This is a genomic window from Sphingobium sp. (assembly GCF_032153725.1).
GTDB lineage: Bacteria > Pseudomonadota > Alphaproteobacteria > Sphingomonadales > Sphingomonadaceae > Sphingobium.
Genome location: NZ_JALDYQ010000046.1, coordinates 1 through 15,434, shown reverse-complemented (window position 1 = coordinate 15,434; position 15,434 = coordinate 1). Strand labels below are relative to the sequence as shown.

At 61.5% G+C, this 15,434-nt stretch carries 14 protein-coding genes and 1 pseudogene; 5 read left to right on the top strand and 10 right to left on the bottom strand.

Translation table 11 applies throughout. From position 1 onward, the window contains the following. Nucleotides 1–8: 8 nt before the first annotated feature. The 5 genes from RUH75_RS15050 to RUH75_RS15030 form a co-directional block, all read right to left on the bottom strand. Nucleotides 9–287 carry a PepSY domain-containing protein gene (locus RUH75_RS15050; protein WP_313807384.1) on the bottom strand — a complete coding sequence of 93 codons (279 nt, stop codon included), beginning with the start codon at nucleotides 285–287 and terminating at the stop codon, nucleotides 9–11. A 128-nt stretch (nucleotides 288–415) separates the two neighbouring features. Continuing rightward, nucleotides 416–955 carry a phosphatase PAP2 family protein gene (locus tag RUH75_RS15045; protein WP_313807382.1) on the bottom strand — a complete coding sequence of 180 codons (540 nt, stop codon included), beginning with the start codon at nucleotides 953–955 and terminating at the stop codon, nucleotides 416–418. Between the two features lie 91 nt (nucleotides 956–1,046). Further along, entirely contained in the window at nucleotides 1,047–3,359 is a 2,313-nt protein-coding gene (locus RUH75_RS15040) for a TonB-dependent receptor domain-containing protein (protein WP_313807427.1), read from the bottom strand. After that, nucleotides 3,346–4,302 carry a FecR domain-containing protein gene (locus RUH75_RS15035; RefSeq protein ID WP_313807380.1) on the bottom strand — a complete coding sequence of 319 codons (957 nt, stop codon included), beginning with the start codon at nucleotides 4,300–4,302 and terminating at the stop codon, nucleotides 3,346–3,348. The genes RUH75_RS15040 and RUH75_RS15035 overlap by 14 nt, the downstream gene beginning before the upstream one ends. 56 nt (nucleotides 4,303–4,358) lie before the next feature. Continuing rightward, nucleotides 4,359–4,886 carry an RNA polymerase sigma factor gene (locus RUH75_RS15030; protein ID WP_313807378.1) on the bottom strand — a complete coding sequence of 176 codons (528 nt, stop codon included), beginning with the start codon at nucleotides 4,884–4,886 and terminating at the stop codon, nucleotides 4,359–4,361. A gap of 163 nt (nucleotides 4,887–5,049) precedes the next feature. On the opposite strand from RUH75_RS15030, the gene RUH75_RS15025 reads away from it, so the two are divergent. The 4 genes from RUH75_RS15025 to RUH75_RS15010 are packed head-to-tail and all read left to right on the top strand — an operon-like array spanning nucleotide 5,050 to nucleotide 9,426. After that, nucleotides 5,050–6,246 (top strand): hypothetical protein, encoded by a 1,197-nt coding sequence (locus tag RUH75_RS15025; protein ID WP_313807376.1) that lies wholly within the window; start codon nucleotides 5,050–5,052, stop codon nucleotides 6,244–6,246. Then, nucleotides 6,243–7,034: a glycosyltransferase family 2 protein gene (locus RUH75_RS15020; protein WP_313807374.1), complete on the top strand. Its 792-nt coding sequence runs from the start codon at nucleotides 6,243–6,245 to the stop codon at nucleotides 7,032–7,034. The genes RUH75_RS15025 and RUH75_RS15020 overlap by 4 nt, the downstream gene beginning before the upstream one ends. After that, on the top strand, nucleotides 7,031–8,332 hold the full coding sequence (locus tag RUH75_RS15015) for a lipopolysaccharide biosynthesis protein (RefSeq protein ID WP_313807372.1): 1,302 nt from the start codon (nucleotides 7,031–7,033) through the stop codon (nucleotides 8,330–8,332). Before RUH75_RS15020 ends, RUH75_RS15015 begins: the two co-directional genes overlap by 4 nt. Next, nucleotides 8,329–9,426, top strand: a complete 1,098-nt coding sequence (locus RUH75_RS15010; protein WP_313807370.1) for a glycosyltransferase — start codon at nucleotides 8,329–8,331, stop codon at nucleotides 9,424–9,426. Before RUH75_RS15015 ends, RUH75_RS15010 begins: the two co-directional genes overlap by 4 nt. Here the strand turns inward: RUH75_RS15010 and RUH75_RS15005 are convergent. Both RUH75_RS15005 and RUH75_RS15000 read right to left on the bottom strand, forming a co-directional pair. Next, nucleotides 9,395–10,279, bottom strand: coding sequence for a formyl transferase (locus RUH75_RS15005; protein WP_313807368.1), 885 nt, complete (start codon nucleotides 10,277–10,279; stop codon nucleotides 9,395–9,397). The genes RUH75_RS15010 and RUH75_RS15005 overlap by 32 nt on opposite strands. Nucleotides 10,280–10,537: 258 nt before the next feature. Further along, nucleotides 10,538–11,374: an IS5 family transposase gene (locus RUH75_RS15000; RefSeq protein WP_313807366.1), complete on the bottom strand. Its 837-nt coding sequence runs from the start codon at nucleotides 11,372–11,374 to the stop codon at nucleotides 10,538–10,540. 1,371 nt (nucleotides 11,375–12,745) lie between these two features. Here RUH75_RS15000 and RUH75_RS14995 point away from each other — a divergent pair. Continuing rightward, a complete protein-coding gene (locus RUH75_RS14995; protein ID WP_313807364.1) occupies nucleotides 12,746–13,501 on the top strand; it encodes a hypothetical protein in 756 nt (251 codons plus the stop codon). 275 nt (nucleotides 13,502–13,776) lie between these two features. Here the strand turns inward: RUH75_RS14995 and RUH75_RS14990 are convergent, their stop codons facing one another. From RUH75_RS14990 to RUH75_RS14980, 3 genes and pseudogenes are all read right to left on the bottom strand, one after another. Continuing rightward, nucleotides 13,777–14,373, bottom strand: coding sequence for a PIN domain-containing protein (locus RUH75_RS14990; RefSeq protein ID WP_313807362.1), 597 nt, complete (start codon nucleotides 14,371–14,373; stop codon nucleotides 13,777–13,779). 3 nt (nucleotides 14,374–14,376) lie between these two features. Further along, the gene (locus RUH75_RS14985; RefSeq protein ID WP_313807360.1) at nucleotides 14,377–14,835 is read right to left on the bottom strand and encodes a helix-turn-helix domain-containing protein; all 459 of its coding nucleotides are present in this window, start codon (nucleotides 14,833–14,835) and stop codon (nucleotides 14,377–14,379) included. A gap of 78 nt (nucleotides 14,836–14,913) precedes the next feature. After that, nucleotides 14,914–15,434: pseudogene (locus tag RUH75_RS14980) on the bottom strand (hypothetical protein); the annotation flags it as partial.

Here is a 15,434-nt window from a genome sequence, read left to right as displayed (position 1 = left end):
CGTCCGATTCAATCCCTTGCGTTCAAGGCTTCGAATTTGTTTTCAACGATACGCCCGGTCGCAACGTCAACGCCAATCTCGTGAATCTTGTTACCCTGGCGAATATCGAACGAATAGCGCAGGCTGCCGCCTTCGCGCTCGCGTTCTGCCTTTTCGATCCTGCCGGGCGCTACCTTGAGCGCAATTGTTCGGGCCTGAGCCATGGAAACTCCAGCGGGCTTGGCTGCGGCGAATTGCGGCAGTCCAGCCGCAATGAGGACCGGAACGATCAATAGAAACTTCTTCATGGACATTCACTCCTGAGCTTGTGCAATTTTGCACAGGTCTGAGTTAGCCCAGCATAGCGCACGCCATGATTGCGGTGGGGATACAAATTCCCAAACTTCGTGGTCTTAAGGTTGTTAGGCCCCTGGGATCAAAAGCGCAGAGCCAAGCTCGCTCCCGCACCATCATGGGCGGCCCATGGGAAAATCCTGATGCTATCGTCCTTCCTGCTCGTCAGCAGAAAGCCGCTCGCCTCACCAATCAACATGCCCGCTGCGACGTCGTGCCAATGATGTTTCTTGCTCTCGACTCTCGCCACCCCAACAAAGGCGGCCACAAGTTGAGCGGGCACACCCACTTGCCAGCCATAGCGATTTTGCAGCGAAGCCGCCGCAGCGAAGGCCGTTGCAGTATGAGCCGAAGGGAACCCGTGGCGGTTGGAGCCATCGGGCCGCATTTCGGGGATGGCCTGCTTCAACCCCTCGGATATCAGAAAGGCCGCTCCGACGCTTTCGCCCGCTTGCAGCGTCCCGTTCCAGTCGCCGTTCACCGCCGGCAGGCCGAGGGCGCTGGCAACGACGACCGTCCTGGCAATATCGCTGGCCTGCGACCAGCCATGGGGCGACGCCATCGCATGGCCGGGACACAGGGAAAGAACTACGCCTAACAGGACGCCCGATAATCTGCGCATGAATGACCCCTTGGGCTGAATACCCATGGGACCATCGACGGCACGGCAGACCGGTCACCTCAGTTGTGTAGGGACGCCATGTCGAACTTCCTCACCATTGCCGCGCGAGCGAGATCGTAACGGCGCGCGGGCGTAGCGGCGTATATTGCTGTGCCGTGCGGATCGAAAAGGGGTTCCCGAAAGCGAAACTATCGCCGCGAACATCGAACAGATTGTCGATCTGAAACGCGGCGGTCCAACCATCACGCTCCAGCATGGAATTGAGCGCCACAGTGGCATAGGGCCGCATCGATCGGTCGAGATCGTCGTCGAAGCTCAGACGCGCGTGGCCGATATAGTTGGCCTGAATCGCGCTTTGCCCACTCCAGCGGCCCAAGGTATAGCGACGCGACAAGCTCGCCCGTCCGGTCACGTCCGGGGCGATTGGCAAATGACGATCCGACAATTCGATGCCAGCGGCACTATGGGTCAGTCGGGCATCCTGCGCCGCCCCCCCCAGCGTCAGGGTATAACCGCCCCCCATCTGCCAGTCCGCGGCAACTTCCATGCCGATGATCCGGGCGCGTCCGGCATTGCGGGTCGAAACCAGTCCATCTGCCAGAAGATAGTCCGACTGGATGTCATGCCAGTCGGTATAATAAGCGCTGCCCGACAGCTTCAAGTGGCCACCCAGCAGGCTGCGACGCATGCCCAGATCAAAACTGCCCAGTTCATCGGCATCGAAGCGGCCCGATGTGGTCATTCCCGTCGGAGCAAGGCCGCCGGGGCGCATCGCACGGGCATAGCGCAGATAGACCAGCCCACCGCCCTGCAAGCGGTAGGACAGCGCCAGGCTGGGCGACAGGATCAGCATTCCCTTCGCCTCGGCCGAATGGCGTCGTTCCGCTTCGTCGGATTCATCCTCGGCGCGGGACTGATAGATGCGCGCGCCCAGCGTCGTATCCAGCCGCGCCCACAAGGGGATCGTCACTTCGCCGAACAGGGCAGCTTCCATCACCACGCGGTGCGTCTGTTCGACGGTCTGTGATGACCCGTCCGTCGCCGTGAGGGTGCCACGGTTCCGAACCGCGGCGCGCAGGAAGGAAGCGCCGGCAACCCAAGGGCTACCCTTTCCGGAGGAGAGCCTGATTTCCTGATTGAACAAAGAATAATGGCGGTCATCATCGAAGCGCACCGTGCCAGAAAGGCCGAAATCATCCGCCACATCGCTGGCGTCGAGCGCATAGCCGACGGCATTTCCAACATGACTGGTGACAGACAGCAGTTCCAGACCGCCCAAGCGGCCAGCGACAGTCGCGTGGAACATCTCAAAATCATTGTCGGTGGGCTCGGCAAGGCGGCCGGGCCGGATCAATCCTTCGCCCGCGCTAAGCACATATTGGCTGTCGCGCGTCGCAATGTCTTGCGCGGTATAGCCCAAATCCACGGACCAATCTTGCGAGGGCTGCCATTTGAGGCCGACCCGAAGCCCCTGTGTTCGCGTTGAATTGCTGTCCTTGCCACTGGCTGCGTTGTCGATCCACCCGCCATCCGTGAGGCGATAGGCCACCGCCCGCACCGCCAGCCGATCCTCGATCAGGGGCAGGTTCACAACCGCTTCACCGCCAGCGCCCGTGCCACCATGTTCGACCGCCGAGGCGGAAAGCCTTCCCCACGCCGATACGCCGTCAAGGTCCGGCCGCCGCGTCACGATATGATAAATGCCGCCCAGCGCGCCTGATCCGTAGAGCGGCCCCTGCGGTCCCTTCAATATCTCGACCTGCTCGACATCGATCAATCGCAGATCCGGGTCGGGCGCGTTGAAGGTGACGCGCGCATCATCGACCTGCACCGCCACAGTGGACTGGCTCTGGCCAAGGAATGGGCTGTCCGCCACGCCCCGGATGAATTGGCGGTTGCGGCCGGGACCAAGATTGGTTGTTGCAAGCCCTTCGACCCGCAGACCCACATCCTTGCTATCCAGAGGCCGTGGGGATGATCGGAGCGCTTCGATCGGCAGAATCGATACGGACAGCGGAACCTCATCGAGCGCCAGTTCTCGCTTCTGCCCGGTGACCACGATGTCTGCGCTGGCCCCGGCAGGCGCCGCGTTCCGCGCCGCAACTGCCCGTGAGCGGCCAGACTGCGGCGCAACCTCAAGCCGATAGAGGTGAGGGGCCAGCTTAACCGCGCGCAAACGGGTGCCGTCCAACAGCTTGTGAAGGGCTTTTTCGGCCGACATGGTCCCCTTGATCGGCCTGGCTGTCACCATTGGAAGCGCACCAGGATAGCCGACCGACAGTCCCGTTATTTCCGAAAAGCGGGCCAGGCTTGCGGCGAGCGGTCCTGCCGGCAGGTCGAAGCTGAAGCGCTCCTCCCGCGCTTGAGCCGGGCCGACCCCCAGCGTCCCTTCAGCGATCAGCACCGCCAAGGCGAACGGCGCCGCCAGCCTGCGAATGCACGGCCACGCCCATGACCGTCGCAAGATCGGGCAGCAGTCTCGATCCATCGCCAATGACGAGCGTGCCCGAAAAATGTCTGGTCTCCAGAGAAGGATCGATGATGACGCGCTTGCCCGAATAGCGTGAAATATCCGCGACGACGAGGGCGAGCGGCGCATCGCTATATGAAAGCCGCCCCGCGCGCCAGCTACCCACATCGGCGACCGCAACGGGCGCAAGCGTCAGATCGCCGTTCGCCCCGCCGGTCAGTTGCTGCCCCGCCTGCAACCGGACCTCTCCCTCCGCCTTGTCAGACGCGACGGCGACCGCGCCCTCCGACACGCCGACACGGAAAGTGCCGCCGGAAAGATTGACCGAGAAACGGGTGCCGATATCGATGATTCGATAAGGACCGGCCTCTATTGTCAACATACGGGAAGGATCGTGGCGCACGGCGAAAAAGGCTTCCCCGCTTGCCAACTCGATCCGTGCAGCATCCTTGCCATGCACGACGATGCGGCTGGCTGGCGACAGGAGAATGTTCGCGCCATTGGCAAGCGCGACGGCGCGGCTCTTCCCCGCATCGGCGGCATAGACGCTGGGGGCAGGTTCCTGTTGGCGCAAGGGCAGGCCAATGGCCAGCGCCAGCACTGCGACGATCCCGACACCCAGCGCCCATTTCATCCGCCGATGCGGACGGGGAATTGCTTGCTCCCCCTGCACGTCGAAAAGCGACCCGACGGCATCCTTATGTTCTTCCACCATCGCGGTGGTCAGGGCGATGGAATCGAAGGCCTGACGATGGCGCGGATCTGCCTCTAGCCAGGCCATATAGCCGTCCCAGTCAGCATCATCACGCTCCAGCGCCGCCTGCCAAGCCAACGCCTCGTCGAGCACCCTTTCATCCAAATTCGACTGCGCCGTCATGGCCAGTCCCTTCCTTCCCTGTTGCCGGTCACAGACGGCACGCGCTTTCCTTTACCTCAGCCCAAGAGCGCCCGTCTCAGATATTTCATCGCCACGGCCATGTGTTTTTCCACGCCGCTCTTGCTGATCCCCAACTGCGCGGCCACTTCGGCATGGCTCAAGCCCCTGATTTTGTGCAGCTCGAAAGCCCGCCGCGCACCTTCGGGCAGATTGGCGATGGCCGATGCCAGGGCGGCGACCTCTTCCCTTGCGATGATCTGGTCCTCTGCGGTCCCACTTCGATCAGTCGGCTCCATACCTGCCTGCGCGAAATCCGTTTCCTGATCGGACCAGCGGCGTTCGCGCGCCATCCGCCTTTGTCTTTCGCGAAGGCGATCCACCACCAGATTCTGCGCCATGCGGAATAGATAGGCGCGGCCATTACCCACAGGGCCAACGGGACGCTGCCGCGCCCGCAACCAGAGTTCCTGCAACAGATCTTCCGCCTCGACCGGATCACCCAAGCGCGCGTTCAGCAGCCGCCTGAGTTCGCCGCGGTGCAGGCCATAGAGCGTCTCTACTTCTTCTTCCTGATCGGCATTCATGACCATGCCTTGTTCGGACTGCTTGCTCGCGGGTAGCGGCTGCTGAGCCGTTTCCTAACTAAAACAGCCGGCCATTCAACCGGCTGTGACCGGCATGAAAAAAAATTTCACCTTTGTCGATAAGCGAACTGAGGTACCCGCAAAAGCGCGACGTCTCGATTGAATGCGCATCGGATTCCTGTTCAACCACGACCAGATTCATCAGGTCGCCCACAGCCTGCCCATCGCCATCGCGCTCGCGAAGGGCGGGTTCGACGGCGAGATCATCGTGGCCACGACCAATGACCGGCTCGCGGCGGAAGTCGAACGGCTGGCCGGGCCATGGTTGGGGTCTGCGATCCGCCACGTTCCCCTGACACTCGCCCCCCGTTCGGCGCGGGTTGCCCGGCTGCTCGGCGGGCTTATCCCGGCGGGCAAGCTGATGCTCTATGGCGACAATCTGGATTTCTTCCGCAGCTTGGACATGCTGGTCGTTGCAGAAAAAACCTCTCTGCTGCTTAAGACGCGCTATGGCCTCGACAATCTGTTCATGGTCCACACCCGCCACGGTGCCGGAGACCGCGCCATCGGCTTCGACAAAGCCAGCGCGCGCTTCGATCATGTGCTGTGTTCGGGCGAAAAAATCCGCCGGCGCCTGATCATGGAGGTCGGGGTCGATCCTGACACGATCAGCATTGTCGGCTACCCGAAGTTCGACATGGTGCGCCAGGCGGGCCGGACCCATCATTTCGACCGCGAACGGCCGGTGGTCCTCTATAATCCCCATGTCTCGCCACATCTTTCCTCCTGGTATCGTCATGGACGCGCTGTGCTTGACTTTTTCGGCCGCCATGATGCGCGCGAACTGATTTTCGCGCCCCATGTCATGCTGTTCGAACGCCCCTTTGTCCTCACCGTCGACCGGCTGAGCATCAGCCGCGCAGGCAAGATCGGAAACCGCTATCTGCACGGCGACAATATCCATTTCGACCTCGGCAGCAGAGCCTCGACGGACATGAGCTACACCATGGCCGCCGACATCTATCTGGGCGATGCGAGCAGCCAGATTTACGAGTTTCTGCTGCAACCCCGCCCCTGCATCTTCCTCAACAGCCATAATGTCCGATGGCAGGGCGATCCCAATTTCGCGCATTGGCAGGCGGGTGAGGTCATTACCGATCCGGACCAGCTCGGCGCCGCGCTCGATCGGGCAGACGAGTTACACCAAAATCATTATCGCGCTGTTCAGGAACGGCTTTTCAATGAAAGCTTCGACCTCAACGGACGCCCTTCGTCGGAACGTGCAGCCGAAGTGATCGCATTGCTGGCGGAAAGGCGCCGGTTGAGCGGCACGGCTCGTCCGGCGGTCCGGGCGGCATGACAGAACGCCTGACGATCGTCCTGCCCTTCTTCAACGAACAGGGATGGATCGGCCGCACGATCGACAGCCTCGCCGCCCAGAGCGATCGGCGGTTTCGCCTGCTGCTGATCGACAATGGATCGACCGACCATGGCGCGGCTGAAGCGGCGACCCACGCTGCACAGCTAGGGAGCCTCGCCACCATCCTGCCTTGCCCGACGCCGGGCAAGATTCACGCCATGGCGACAGGCCTTGCGGCGGTTGAAACTCCTCTGGTCGCCATATGCGACGCCGACACCCTCTACCCATCCGATTATGTGAAGCGGATCATCGCCCTGTTCGACCGGCATCCTGATGCTGCGGCAGTCATGGCCATCGACCTGTACGCCCCGCCACTATCGCCTGAATCAATGCGACGAGCTGCCTTCATCTTGGGCAAGAGCCGCCGCTTTCCCGGCAAATGCCATGCCGGAGGTTATGCCCAGGCCTTTCGCACCGCTGCGCTGAGGGCAGCGGGCGGTTTCGACTCGGGACGCTGGCCCTATGTGCTGGAGGATCATGAGATCGTGCATCGGGTGATGCGCCATGGCCGCACCCTCTATGATGCCGACCATATCTGCTTCCCATCCGACCGTCGTACCTCCCGCAAGAGCGTAAGCTGGACGCGCGCGGAAAGGCTGCTCTATCGCTACATCCCTTCGCAGGCGCTGGACTGGTATTTCTACCGCTTTCTGGGCCGAAGGCTTGCTGCCCGCAACAGCATGGGGATTGCCCTGCGCGCCAAAGACTGGTCTTCATCGCCCTCATGAGGCAATTCGCGGGAACGACCGGACGTATTTTCAAGGGATTGGGACTGGTACTCGGCGGCAAGGCCGGGGCCGGACTTATCAGCCTTGTCTATCTCATCATCGCCGCGCGGGCATTGGGGCCACGCGACTACGGCATATTGGTGCTGGTCCATGGCTATGTGACGGCGGTTTGCGGCATCGTCGAATTTCCCGCCTGGCAGGCCGTTGTGCGCTATGGCGCTGAAGCGAGCGCGGAAGACGCGCCGCACCGGCTTGCCCGGCTGCTGCGCTTCGGCACGACGGTCGAACTGGCCGGCGGTGTCGCCGCCATCATCGCGACCATGGCGCTTGCACCCTTTGTCGGCCCGCGCCTCGGCTGGCCGCCTGAAACCGTGGCGTTCGCCATTCCCTACAGCTTTGCCGTGCTGGGATCGGTGCGCTCTGCGCCGGCGGGCTATCTGCAACTGATCGACCGTTTCGACCTGATCGGCCTGCATAATATGGTCCAACCGGTGGTGCGCCTGATGGGCGCATCGCTGGCGCTCCTGATGGGCTGGGGCCTCAAGGGCTTCCTCGCCGCCTGGCTGACGGCGGCACTGACGGAATTTGCGGTTCTCTGGGCCATGGGCCTGTGGTGTGCGCATCGTCGGCTTGGCCCCATATTGCTAAATCCCGAACGCGGCAGTGCAAGCGTAGACAATCCCGGCATCTGGCGCTTTCTGGTCGCAAGCAATGCCGATGTTACATTGAGCGAACTCGCAGGCCGGATCGCTCCGCTGATCGTGGGCTGGGTCATGGGACCAGCGATGGCAGGCCTGTTCGCGGTCGCCCAGCGCGCCACCGTCATAATAGCCCAGCCCGCGCAGATATTGGGCAACACCGCCTATACAGAGCTGGCCCGCATGGTGGCAGCGGGGGAAGGGGGGGCGCCGCTACGCCGGACGCTCTGCCGGGTGATTGGCATAGCGCTCGCCGCCGCCGCCCCGGTCACCATCATCGCAGCACTATTCCCTACCCCCATCGTCACCCTGCTCGCAGGGTCCGCCTTCAAGGCGGCGGGGGGCGTGATGGTCGTGCTGATCGCCGCGCGCATGATCGCCGTCATCGGTCCGCCATGCAGTTCCGCTCTGTCGGCCATGGGCTATCCGGCCCTCTCCATGAGTGCCAATCTCTTCGCCAGCTTGGTCTTCCTGCCGGTGCTGCCCTGGCTGCTGCAAAATGCCGGGCTGATGGGCGCGGGCGTGCAGGCAGTCGGCCAGGCCCTGCTGGCGAGCCTGCTGCTTGCAGGCTTGGTCTGGCGCCGAAGCCTCGCCCAATGAGCTCCATGCGGATCGCTTATGTTATCAACTCCGTCGAAGGGGGCGGCGCGTCCCAACCCGTACCCGCGATCACCCGCGTCCTGCGTGAGGCGGGTGCGGAAGTGCGCGTGTTCGCCCTCACGCCCCGCGACCGCAGGGGATTGCCCGCCATGATGGCGGCAAAGCTCGATCCCCTTGTCCGCGAAGGTGGCCTGACCGATCATCTCGCCGCCGTCTTGTGGCTGAAACGCGAAATCGCCGCCTGGGGCGCGACCCATATCTGGACCTCGCTCAGCCGCGCGACGATCCTGGGCCTGATTCTCGGCCCGAAACTCGGCCTTCCGGTCATCAGCTGGCAGCATGCCGCTTATCTCAAACCCTGGAACCGGCGACTGATGCGCCTGCTGCAACGCCGCGCACTTTTATGGGTGGGCGACTCTCGCTCCGTAACGGCGCTGACCGCAGAGCGCCTCGGCGTGCCCGAAAGCCGCCTGAAATGCTGGCCCATCTTCGCCGCTGACCCTGCCTTGCCGCAGGCGAAGCCATGGCAGCCCGGCGAATCGCTGCGCATCGGCAGCCTCGGACGGCTGCACCCGGTCAAGGGCTATGACGTGCTGATCGGCGCTCTCGCCCGCCTCAAGGCCGACGGCTTCATCCCACCCGCCCCGCTCGACATCCGCATCGCCGGCGACGGCGCGGAAGGCCCCCGTCTGAAGGAGTTCGCGCAGCAGGCGGGCCTCGATTCCCTCTCCTTCACCGGCTTCGAACCGCAGGCCGATCAATTCCTGTCCCGTCTGCATCTCTATGTTCAACCATCGCGCTCCGAAGGCTTCTGCATCGCCGCGCATGAGGCGATGACGGCGGGCCTGCCCGTCATCGCCTCCGCTGTAGGCGAACTACCCTGGTCGATCCGGCAGGATGTAACCGGCCTAACCGTTCCACCGGCCGAGATCGACGCGCTGGCAAAGGCGCTGGCCGCGCTCCTTTCCGCTCCCGGCCGACTGTCTCAAATGGGTCAGGCCGCGCGCGCGGACATGCTAGCGCGATTTTCCTGGGATCACTTCGCCGCGACGGGCAGCGCGATTATCGAGCGTATCCGCCAAGCATCCGCCTGACGTCCAGCGCCAGCCCACGCAGCGACGTGTCGATCCGCTTCACGTCGAACAGGGTGATATCGCCGCAAGCCGCCAGGGTATGCATTCCCGCACAGGCAGCAGGGGCCCCGAGCGCTTCGCCCGCCAATGCCTCAAAATGTCCCTCGTCCAGTCGGTCGATCCAGAGCGGGCGAACCCCTCCACCGTAGGTCAGGTTGCAATCCTGCACCGGCAGCATGATCCGTCCGCCGACCATCACCGGCACGCCGCCGGGCCGCGCAGAAGCCCGGTCCACCCGCACCGGATTGCCGGGATGCGGCGTCCAGGGACCGCAGAGCTTCTCTGCCCAGGCGACATGCAGATGCGCCTGTTTCGACGCCTTGTTGGTCGCGGGGGAATAGAACAGCCACCAGCGTCCCTCATGCCGTAGGAGACTGGCGTCAACCGGCACGCAGTCCAGCATGATCCGGCATTCCGCCCGCCAATCGGACAGGCCTCCATGATCGCGATACAGCGTAAGCCCGCCCGACCGATGCGCCTCCGGTAGCATCCAGACTGCGCCTTCGCCGGCAAAGACCTGCGGATAGGAAAGGTGCCACTTATCAACAAGACAGGGCTTCCGGTCGAGCAGCCGCAATTCCGTATCGAAGATCAGCGCCTCGATAGTTCCATGACGGTCACGATAATCATATCGCTCGGCAAAGACGTGCAACAATCCGGTTTCGTCCCGCCAGCCGAAAGGGTCCGCGAGAAAGGTGAAAGCCGGTTCTTCGGGCAGCCAATGGATGTCAGGCCCGATGCGCCCCGCGCTTAGAATCTGCTCGACGGAATATCGCGCGATCCCGCATCTCCAAATATCTTTGCGTCGGGGCATGATTCGGGATCGTTAAGCGGCTGTGGATGGCAGCACAAGAGCGGACACAGGCTTAGCGATCATTGCGCAGCGCCCACCAAATGATGGCCGTAGCCCACGGCCAGGCCTCGCAACTGCAGCGGTGCCGCAGGCCGCATGGATGCTCCGTTCCGCTTTCGGGAGGCGATTGCACCGAGGATCCGACCGTCCATTTGTGGGGAGCGGTGCGGCGCAAAGGCCTGTAAAACAGGAGGCGATGCCTCAGAGTCGGATTCGAAACTATTCCGTTTCCTGACAGGCCCTTGCGGCTCGCCGAATGAATGCCTGCACTGAGGCTGCGAAGAGCCACGCAGTGGCGGATGCAATGGTCTGCTCGAAATCCTTGGCCAGACGGCGGTTACGGTTGAGCCAAGCGATAGTGCGTTCGACGACCCATCTGCGCGGTAAGACTTCGAAGCCATTTGCTGCGTCCGAGCGCTTTATGATCGCGATCGTCCATTTGCCCAGCGGTCGCAACGCATCCTTGAGTTTCTGGCCTGCATATCCGCCATCGGCGAAGACATGCCGCAGCCACGGGAAGCGCTTGGTGACGCCGCCCAAAACCAGTGGGGCGCCATCGCGATCTTGAATATCAGCAGTGTGGATGACGGCATGGACCAGATTGCCTTCGGTATCAGTCAGGATGTGACGCTTGCGTCCCTTGATCCTCTTGCCCGCATCGTAGCCTCTGGGGCCATCGGATTCCGTGGTTTTTACGCTCTGACTGTCGACCACACCAGCACTGGGCGAAGCTTCACGCCCCTGTGCTTCGCGGACCAACATGAGCAATCCATGGTTGAGTGCCTGCCAGAGCCCATTGTCGCGCCAAAGGTAAAACCACCGCCGCACCGTCGAAACCGGGGGAAAACAGGGCGGCAACATCCGCCACGGCAAGCCGCCACGCAACAGATAGAAGATGGCTTCAACAATCCGGCGCATCTCCCATCTGCGTGGTCGTCCGGTCGGTGCAGGCGGAGGCAGAAGAGGCTCGAACAGCGCCCTCTCGGCGTCGGTTAAATCTGTTGGCAAAGACAGCCCGCTTCGCGCATGTAGCGCGCGAGTGGTATCGGTCCACATCGTTGATCCTTGGTAGTTTCGCAAAAACCCGTGAATCAACGACAGGTCCAGCCGTCAGGCTAACCTGCTGATACCACTCACCTTAGTTTCGGATCGGACACTAAGCAACATCCAGATCCCTCCGCTCGATCCGCCGATAGGCCGCAAAAAGCTGCCGAAAATGATCGGCCATGGTCATGGTCGAAGCGGCAAGCGCTTTTGCGCGGCGTATGGTCATGACCGATGACGCGGCTGTTACGAGATCTGCGGACCGCCATATTCCACGCGTGATGGCATGCCGCGGCTCCGCGGGAAACCGCGTGGGGCACTGTAGTGCAGTAAATACGGGCCTGTGGCGAGGCGAGGTTGCCATCTGAGGCTGGAAGTTCCTACGCAAGCGCCCGAAAATCTTTACCATGTCTGAAGATCGAGGCTCCAATTGAAGCGCTTCGTTCTTCTGATCCCATTATACGACGACCGAGCATCGATCGCAGAGCGAAACAAGTGATCCACGGGAGCGGTCACGAAGCTGAGGATGCAGCTTGACCGAAGGACTCCCAATGAGAGAAGGACTCATTGATCAGAGCCGGAAGTGACAGTGGTGACGTTGAAGATGGGGTTCTGCTCGTGAGGAAGATTAAACTCCACTGGACCTTGGATTCCCCTCCGGCAATGTCCGGGAGCTTGATCGCGTCGCATTACGATTCACCGGTCTGGAAATTGGCATGCGCCATGGTATATGGAGGCACTGGTTCCTGTGCAGCACGGACAAGACCTGTGCAGCGGCATTCAGGTCATCCCGCTCGACCACTGTCCCAGCCGTGAAGACGCCCTTACATTTGCGCGCCAGGGCAAGATCCCGTCCCGACCCGCTGCTTCTTCCCCCCATTTTGCTGGGCGCCGATAGTATATCTACAGATATAGTACGGGAGGTTTACCTCGTTTCCTGAGTCGCGGAAACGAGGAAAAAACATACGATCTTTCGCGACAGCTGAGTCTGTCTTGATGTTGGTGAGGATCGGAAAGGAAAGCGACAATGGATATTAAAGACATTGTAAGCCCTGCGATTGCTGCGGTTCTTTTGGTATCTGGGGTTCCAGCGCTTGCTCAAGATGTAGGCGATCACGGTCGTTTGCCGCGACCCGATCATTCACGTGACAATCCGCCTCCTTCGAATGGGACAGCATCCACAACCACGGCGTCGACAACGGCATGGGAGCAGGACAAGCGTGATCCCGGTCATGCCGTTGTCACGAATGAAAAACTCCGTGACACCGTAAGACGCCGCTAGATGTGGGAAGGACCGCTTACGCAAAAGTAAGCGGTCCACACGATAGGGTCACATGGAAAAGCTGCGGCTTGGCGTCACGCTAAGTTTTAGGAGGCAACGAGATGAGAAAGCTATTCATCTTGATTGGCGTAGCGCTTGCTCCGATGTCTCAGGCTCACGCGGCGGAACCCGCGGCGCCTTCGGTTAAACCCATCGTAGAGGATGCCGAAATAGTCGTAGACGGATTGGCGTTCACGACGCTGCACCGTGACACAGATCTTGCCGGTTTCGAGCTTGAATTTGATACGTCAGTTGTTCGAGAATTCCGCCCGTTATCAGATACTTCGTCCGTCATTTCTTCTTCCTCTTTTGGTTTGCTAGGCCTTTCTGCAAATACACAACCCGCACGCCTGACCGACACCCAATTTTCAATCCGCCGCTCGGTCGCGCTCACCAAAAATTTATTGGTGGATATGCTGGTTCGTGCCGAATTACCAACGGGAGATGTTCGTGCTGGCCTCGGTCGGGGTCGCAGCGAACTGATGGCCGACCTGGGTATTAGGGGTGAACTCAAGTCAGTCAGCCTTTGGGTCGGCGGCGCCCGTCGCTTTAACAATGCGACCCAATGGACTCCTGGACGTGACGTGAACGAAATTTATGCCGGATGGAATGCGCGCATCAACACGAATGAAGATGTCCGCATGGATTTCGTTTCCACCAATAAGAGAAGTCCGACTTTGCCTCGTGAGTGGCGGATTTCGTTAGAATACAGTAACGCCTTGGATGAATTCGTGCGAGTGGCCTTATATGCAGCACAAGATGTAGGGCCTTGGGGTAAGGATCTGAACGCGGGCTTTATCCTCCGAGCTAAGCTCTAAGCGTACTCCACTCAACGCTTATACAAGGTCGATCTTCGGTCAGGCAAGTCACCGTCTCCGAGATCCTGCCAATCAGCAACAATCGACACTATGTAACTGGCAACCGCTCCACATCGCCAGACGTCTTTCGCCTCGGAATGCGTGTAGCTATGCCGATCCTCGCCGACAAAAGGTAAGGGTGGTCTGAAAAACCGCGCATGTCAGCTATCCGGTATGCTGCGCTCCAAAGCTGACCGAGCGGAATGTCCCCATTCCGACAGCAACCTCTTCAAATTTTAGAGGGAACCCACATGCGGCCGAAGGGCATCAACGGTGGCCACCAATCCCGCTGCCTCGATATCCAGCAAGAGGTCATGTGCCGATTTTTCCGGCCTGCGGAAGCGCTCACGCATCCGGCGAATAGCCGCAACGGCGCGGCCAGTATAGAGCGCGGTGGTATCGGCGATAAAGTCGTCCGATGACCGGGCTTCCAGATTCAGGCTCGCCACCAAGGCGTCGGGAAAGTCCTTGAGATTCTCCGTTACGATCGCGGCGGCCTGGGTCTTTACAGCGGCGGCGATCACGTGTGCGTCCCCAGAATCCGGCAGGGTCGCCGCCAGCGGCATGAGGTGGCCGAAATCGACGACCTCTGCATCGCCAAACGCCTGGCGCATTCGGGCAATCTGGGTAGCGGCCAACGCCTCCGCCTCACCTATAGGGCGCCCCTTGTGGGAAAGCATCTTTGCGATTGCTCGGCCCGTTTCCTCAAGAACCGGCGCAGACCACCGGATGCGGAAGAACTCCGCTTCCGCCAATGTCAGCAGCAGGTTTCGGCGCAGCACGCTGGCAAGCGTGCAGGCATCAATGAAGGCCGTGTAGCGATTGGCGAACAAGGGTCAGAACAATTCGGCGTCGGTCGCCGCCAGATCGTCAAGCGCCTTGGACCGTTGCCCATCGCGCTCCCGCTTGTACGCGAACAGATCCTCGGCGCGCACGCGCCGATGGCGCCCGACCAACGTGTGGGCAATCTCCTTCCTATCCAGCAGGGAGATAAGATAGGGCCGCGATACGTTGAGCACGTCAGCCGCCTGCTGGGTCGTCAGCATCTGACTGATCGGCACGAGGGTGACGGCATCGCCTTTGCCGATATGCCGAAGCAGTTCCATCAGAAGCTGGGACATGGCGGGTGTCAGCGTGATTTCGGTGGGGGTCTTGTCCCCCTCTTCCAGGAGACGCAGTTTCGCATCGCCAGCGGCATGCGCGGCAATGATCTTCCGCAGCTGATTGGCGGCATCCTTCTCACCCGCTGAGGGCAAGCGGCTACCGATTTCTTCCGCAAAAGCGGGCATGGTCATGGCGCGTCTCCTCGCGCGCCATATAGTCACTAATCGCAGCAAACGCAACTATCGAAGCAAACGAAAAGGAAAACTCCCTTACCGGAGCTTGGAAAGCAGACGGCCTGCCGCACCATGTTCGGCGGCCAGGTTGCGGTTATAGCTGAGTGGCATTTTCGGCGATTTCCAGCGCAGCGCGTCCATGATGCCGGCGATATCCTCGCCGGCCACGAACAGGTCGTTGGTGATGCCGATGCGCGTCGAATGCGCGCTGATCCCCTTGACCCATAGCTTGATCTCCTCTGCCGTCAGGTCGGGCAGCAGTCCTGCGTCCCAGGCGCCCTGGACCCGCGCCTTGAAAATCTGCGTCACTGCCTGGGGCTGTAGCGCGGCGCTGCCCAGGGTCACGGCCGTCAGCGGGTCGATGCCCGTGCGCCGCGCGGGTTTGGTTTGCGGCATCAGACCGGGCAATCCCCATTGCGTAGCGGCGGCCCGCTGTCGCGCCTGCGCGACGGCGACGTGGTAAGGCTGTGTGCCGACCGGGGCGAACTGTCGACCCCCGCCGAGCTGGCAACGCGCGAGCCGGCCGAAGCGCCGGTAGCGGCAAGCGGTACCGGTCG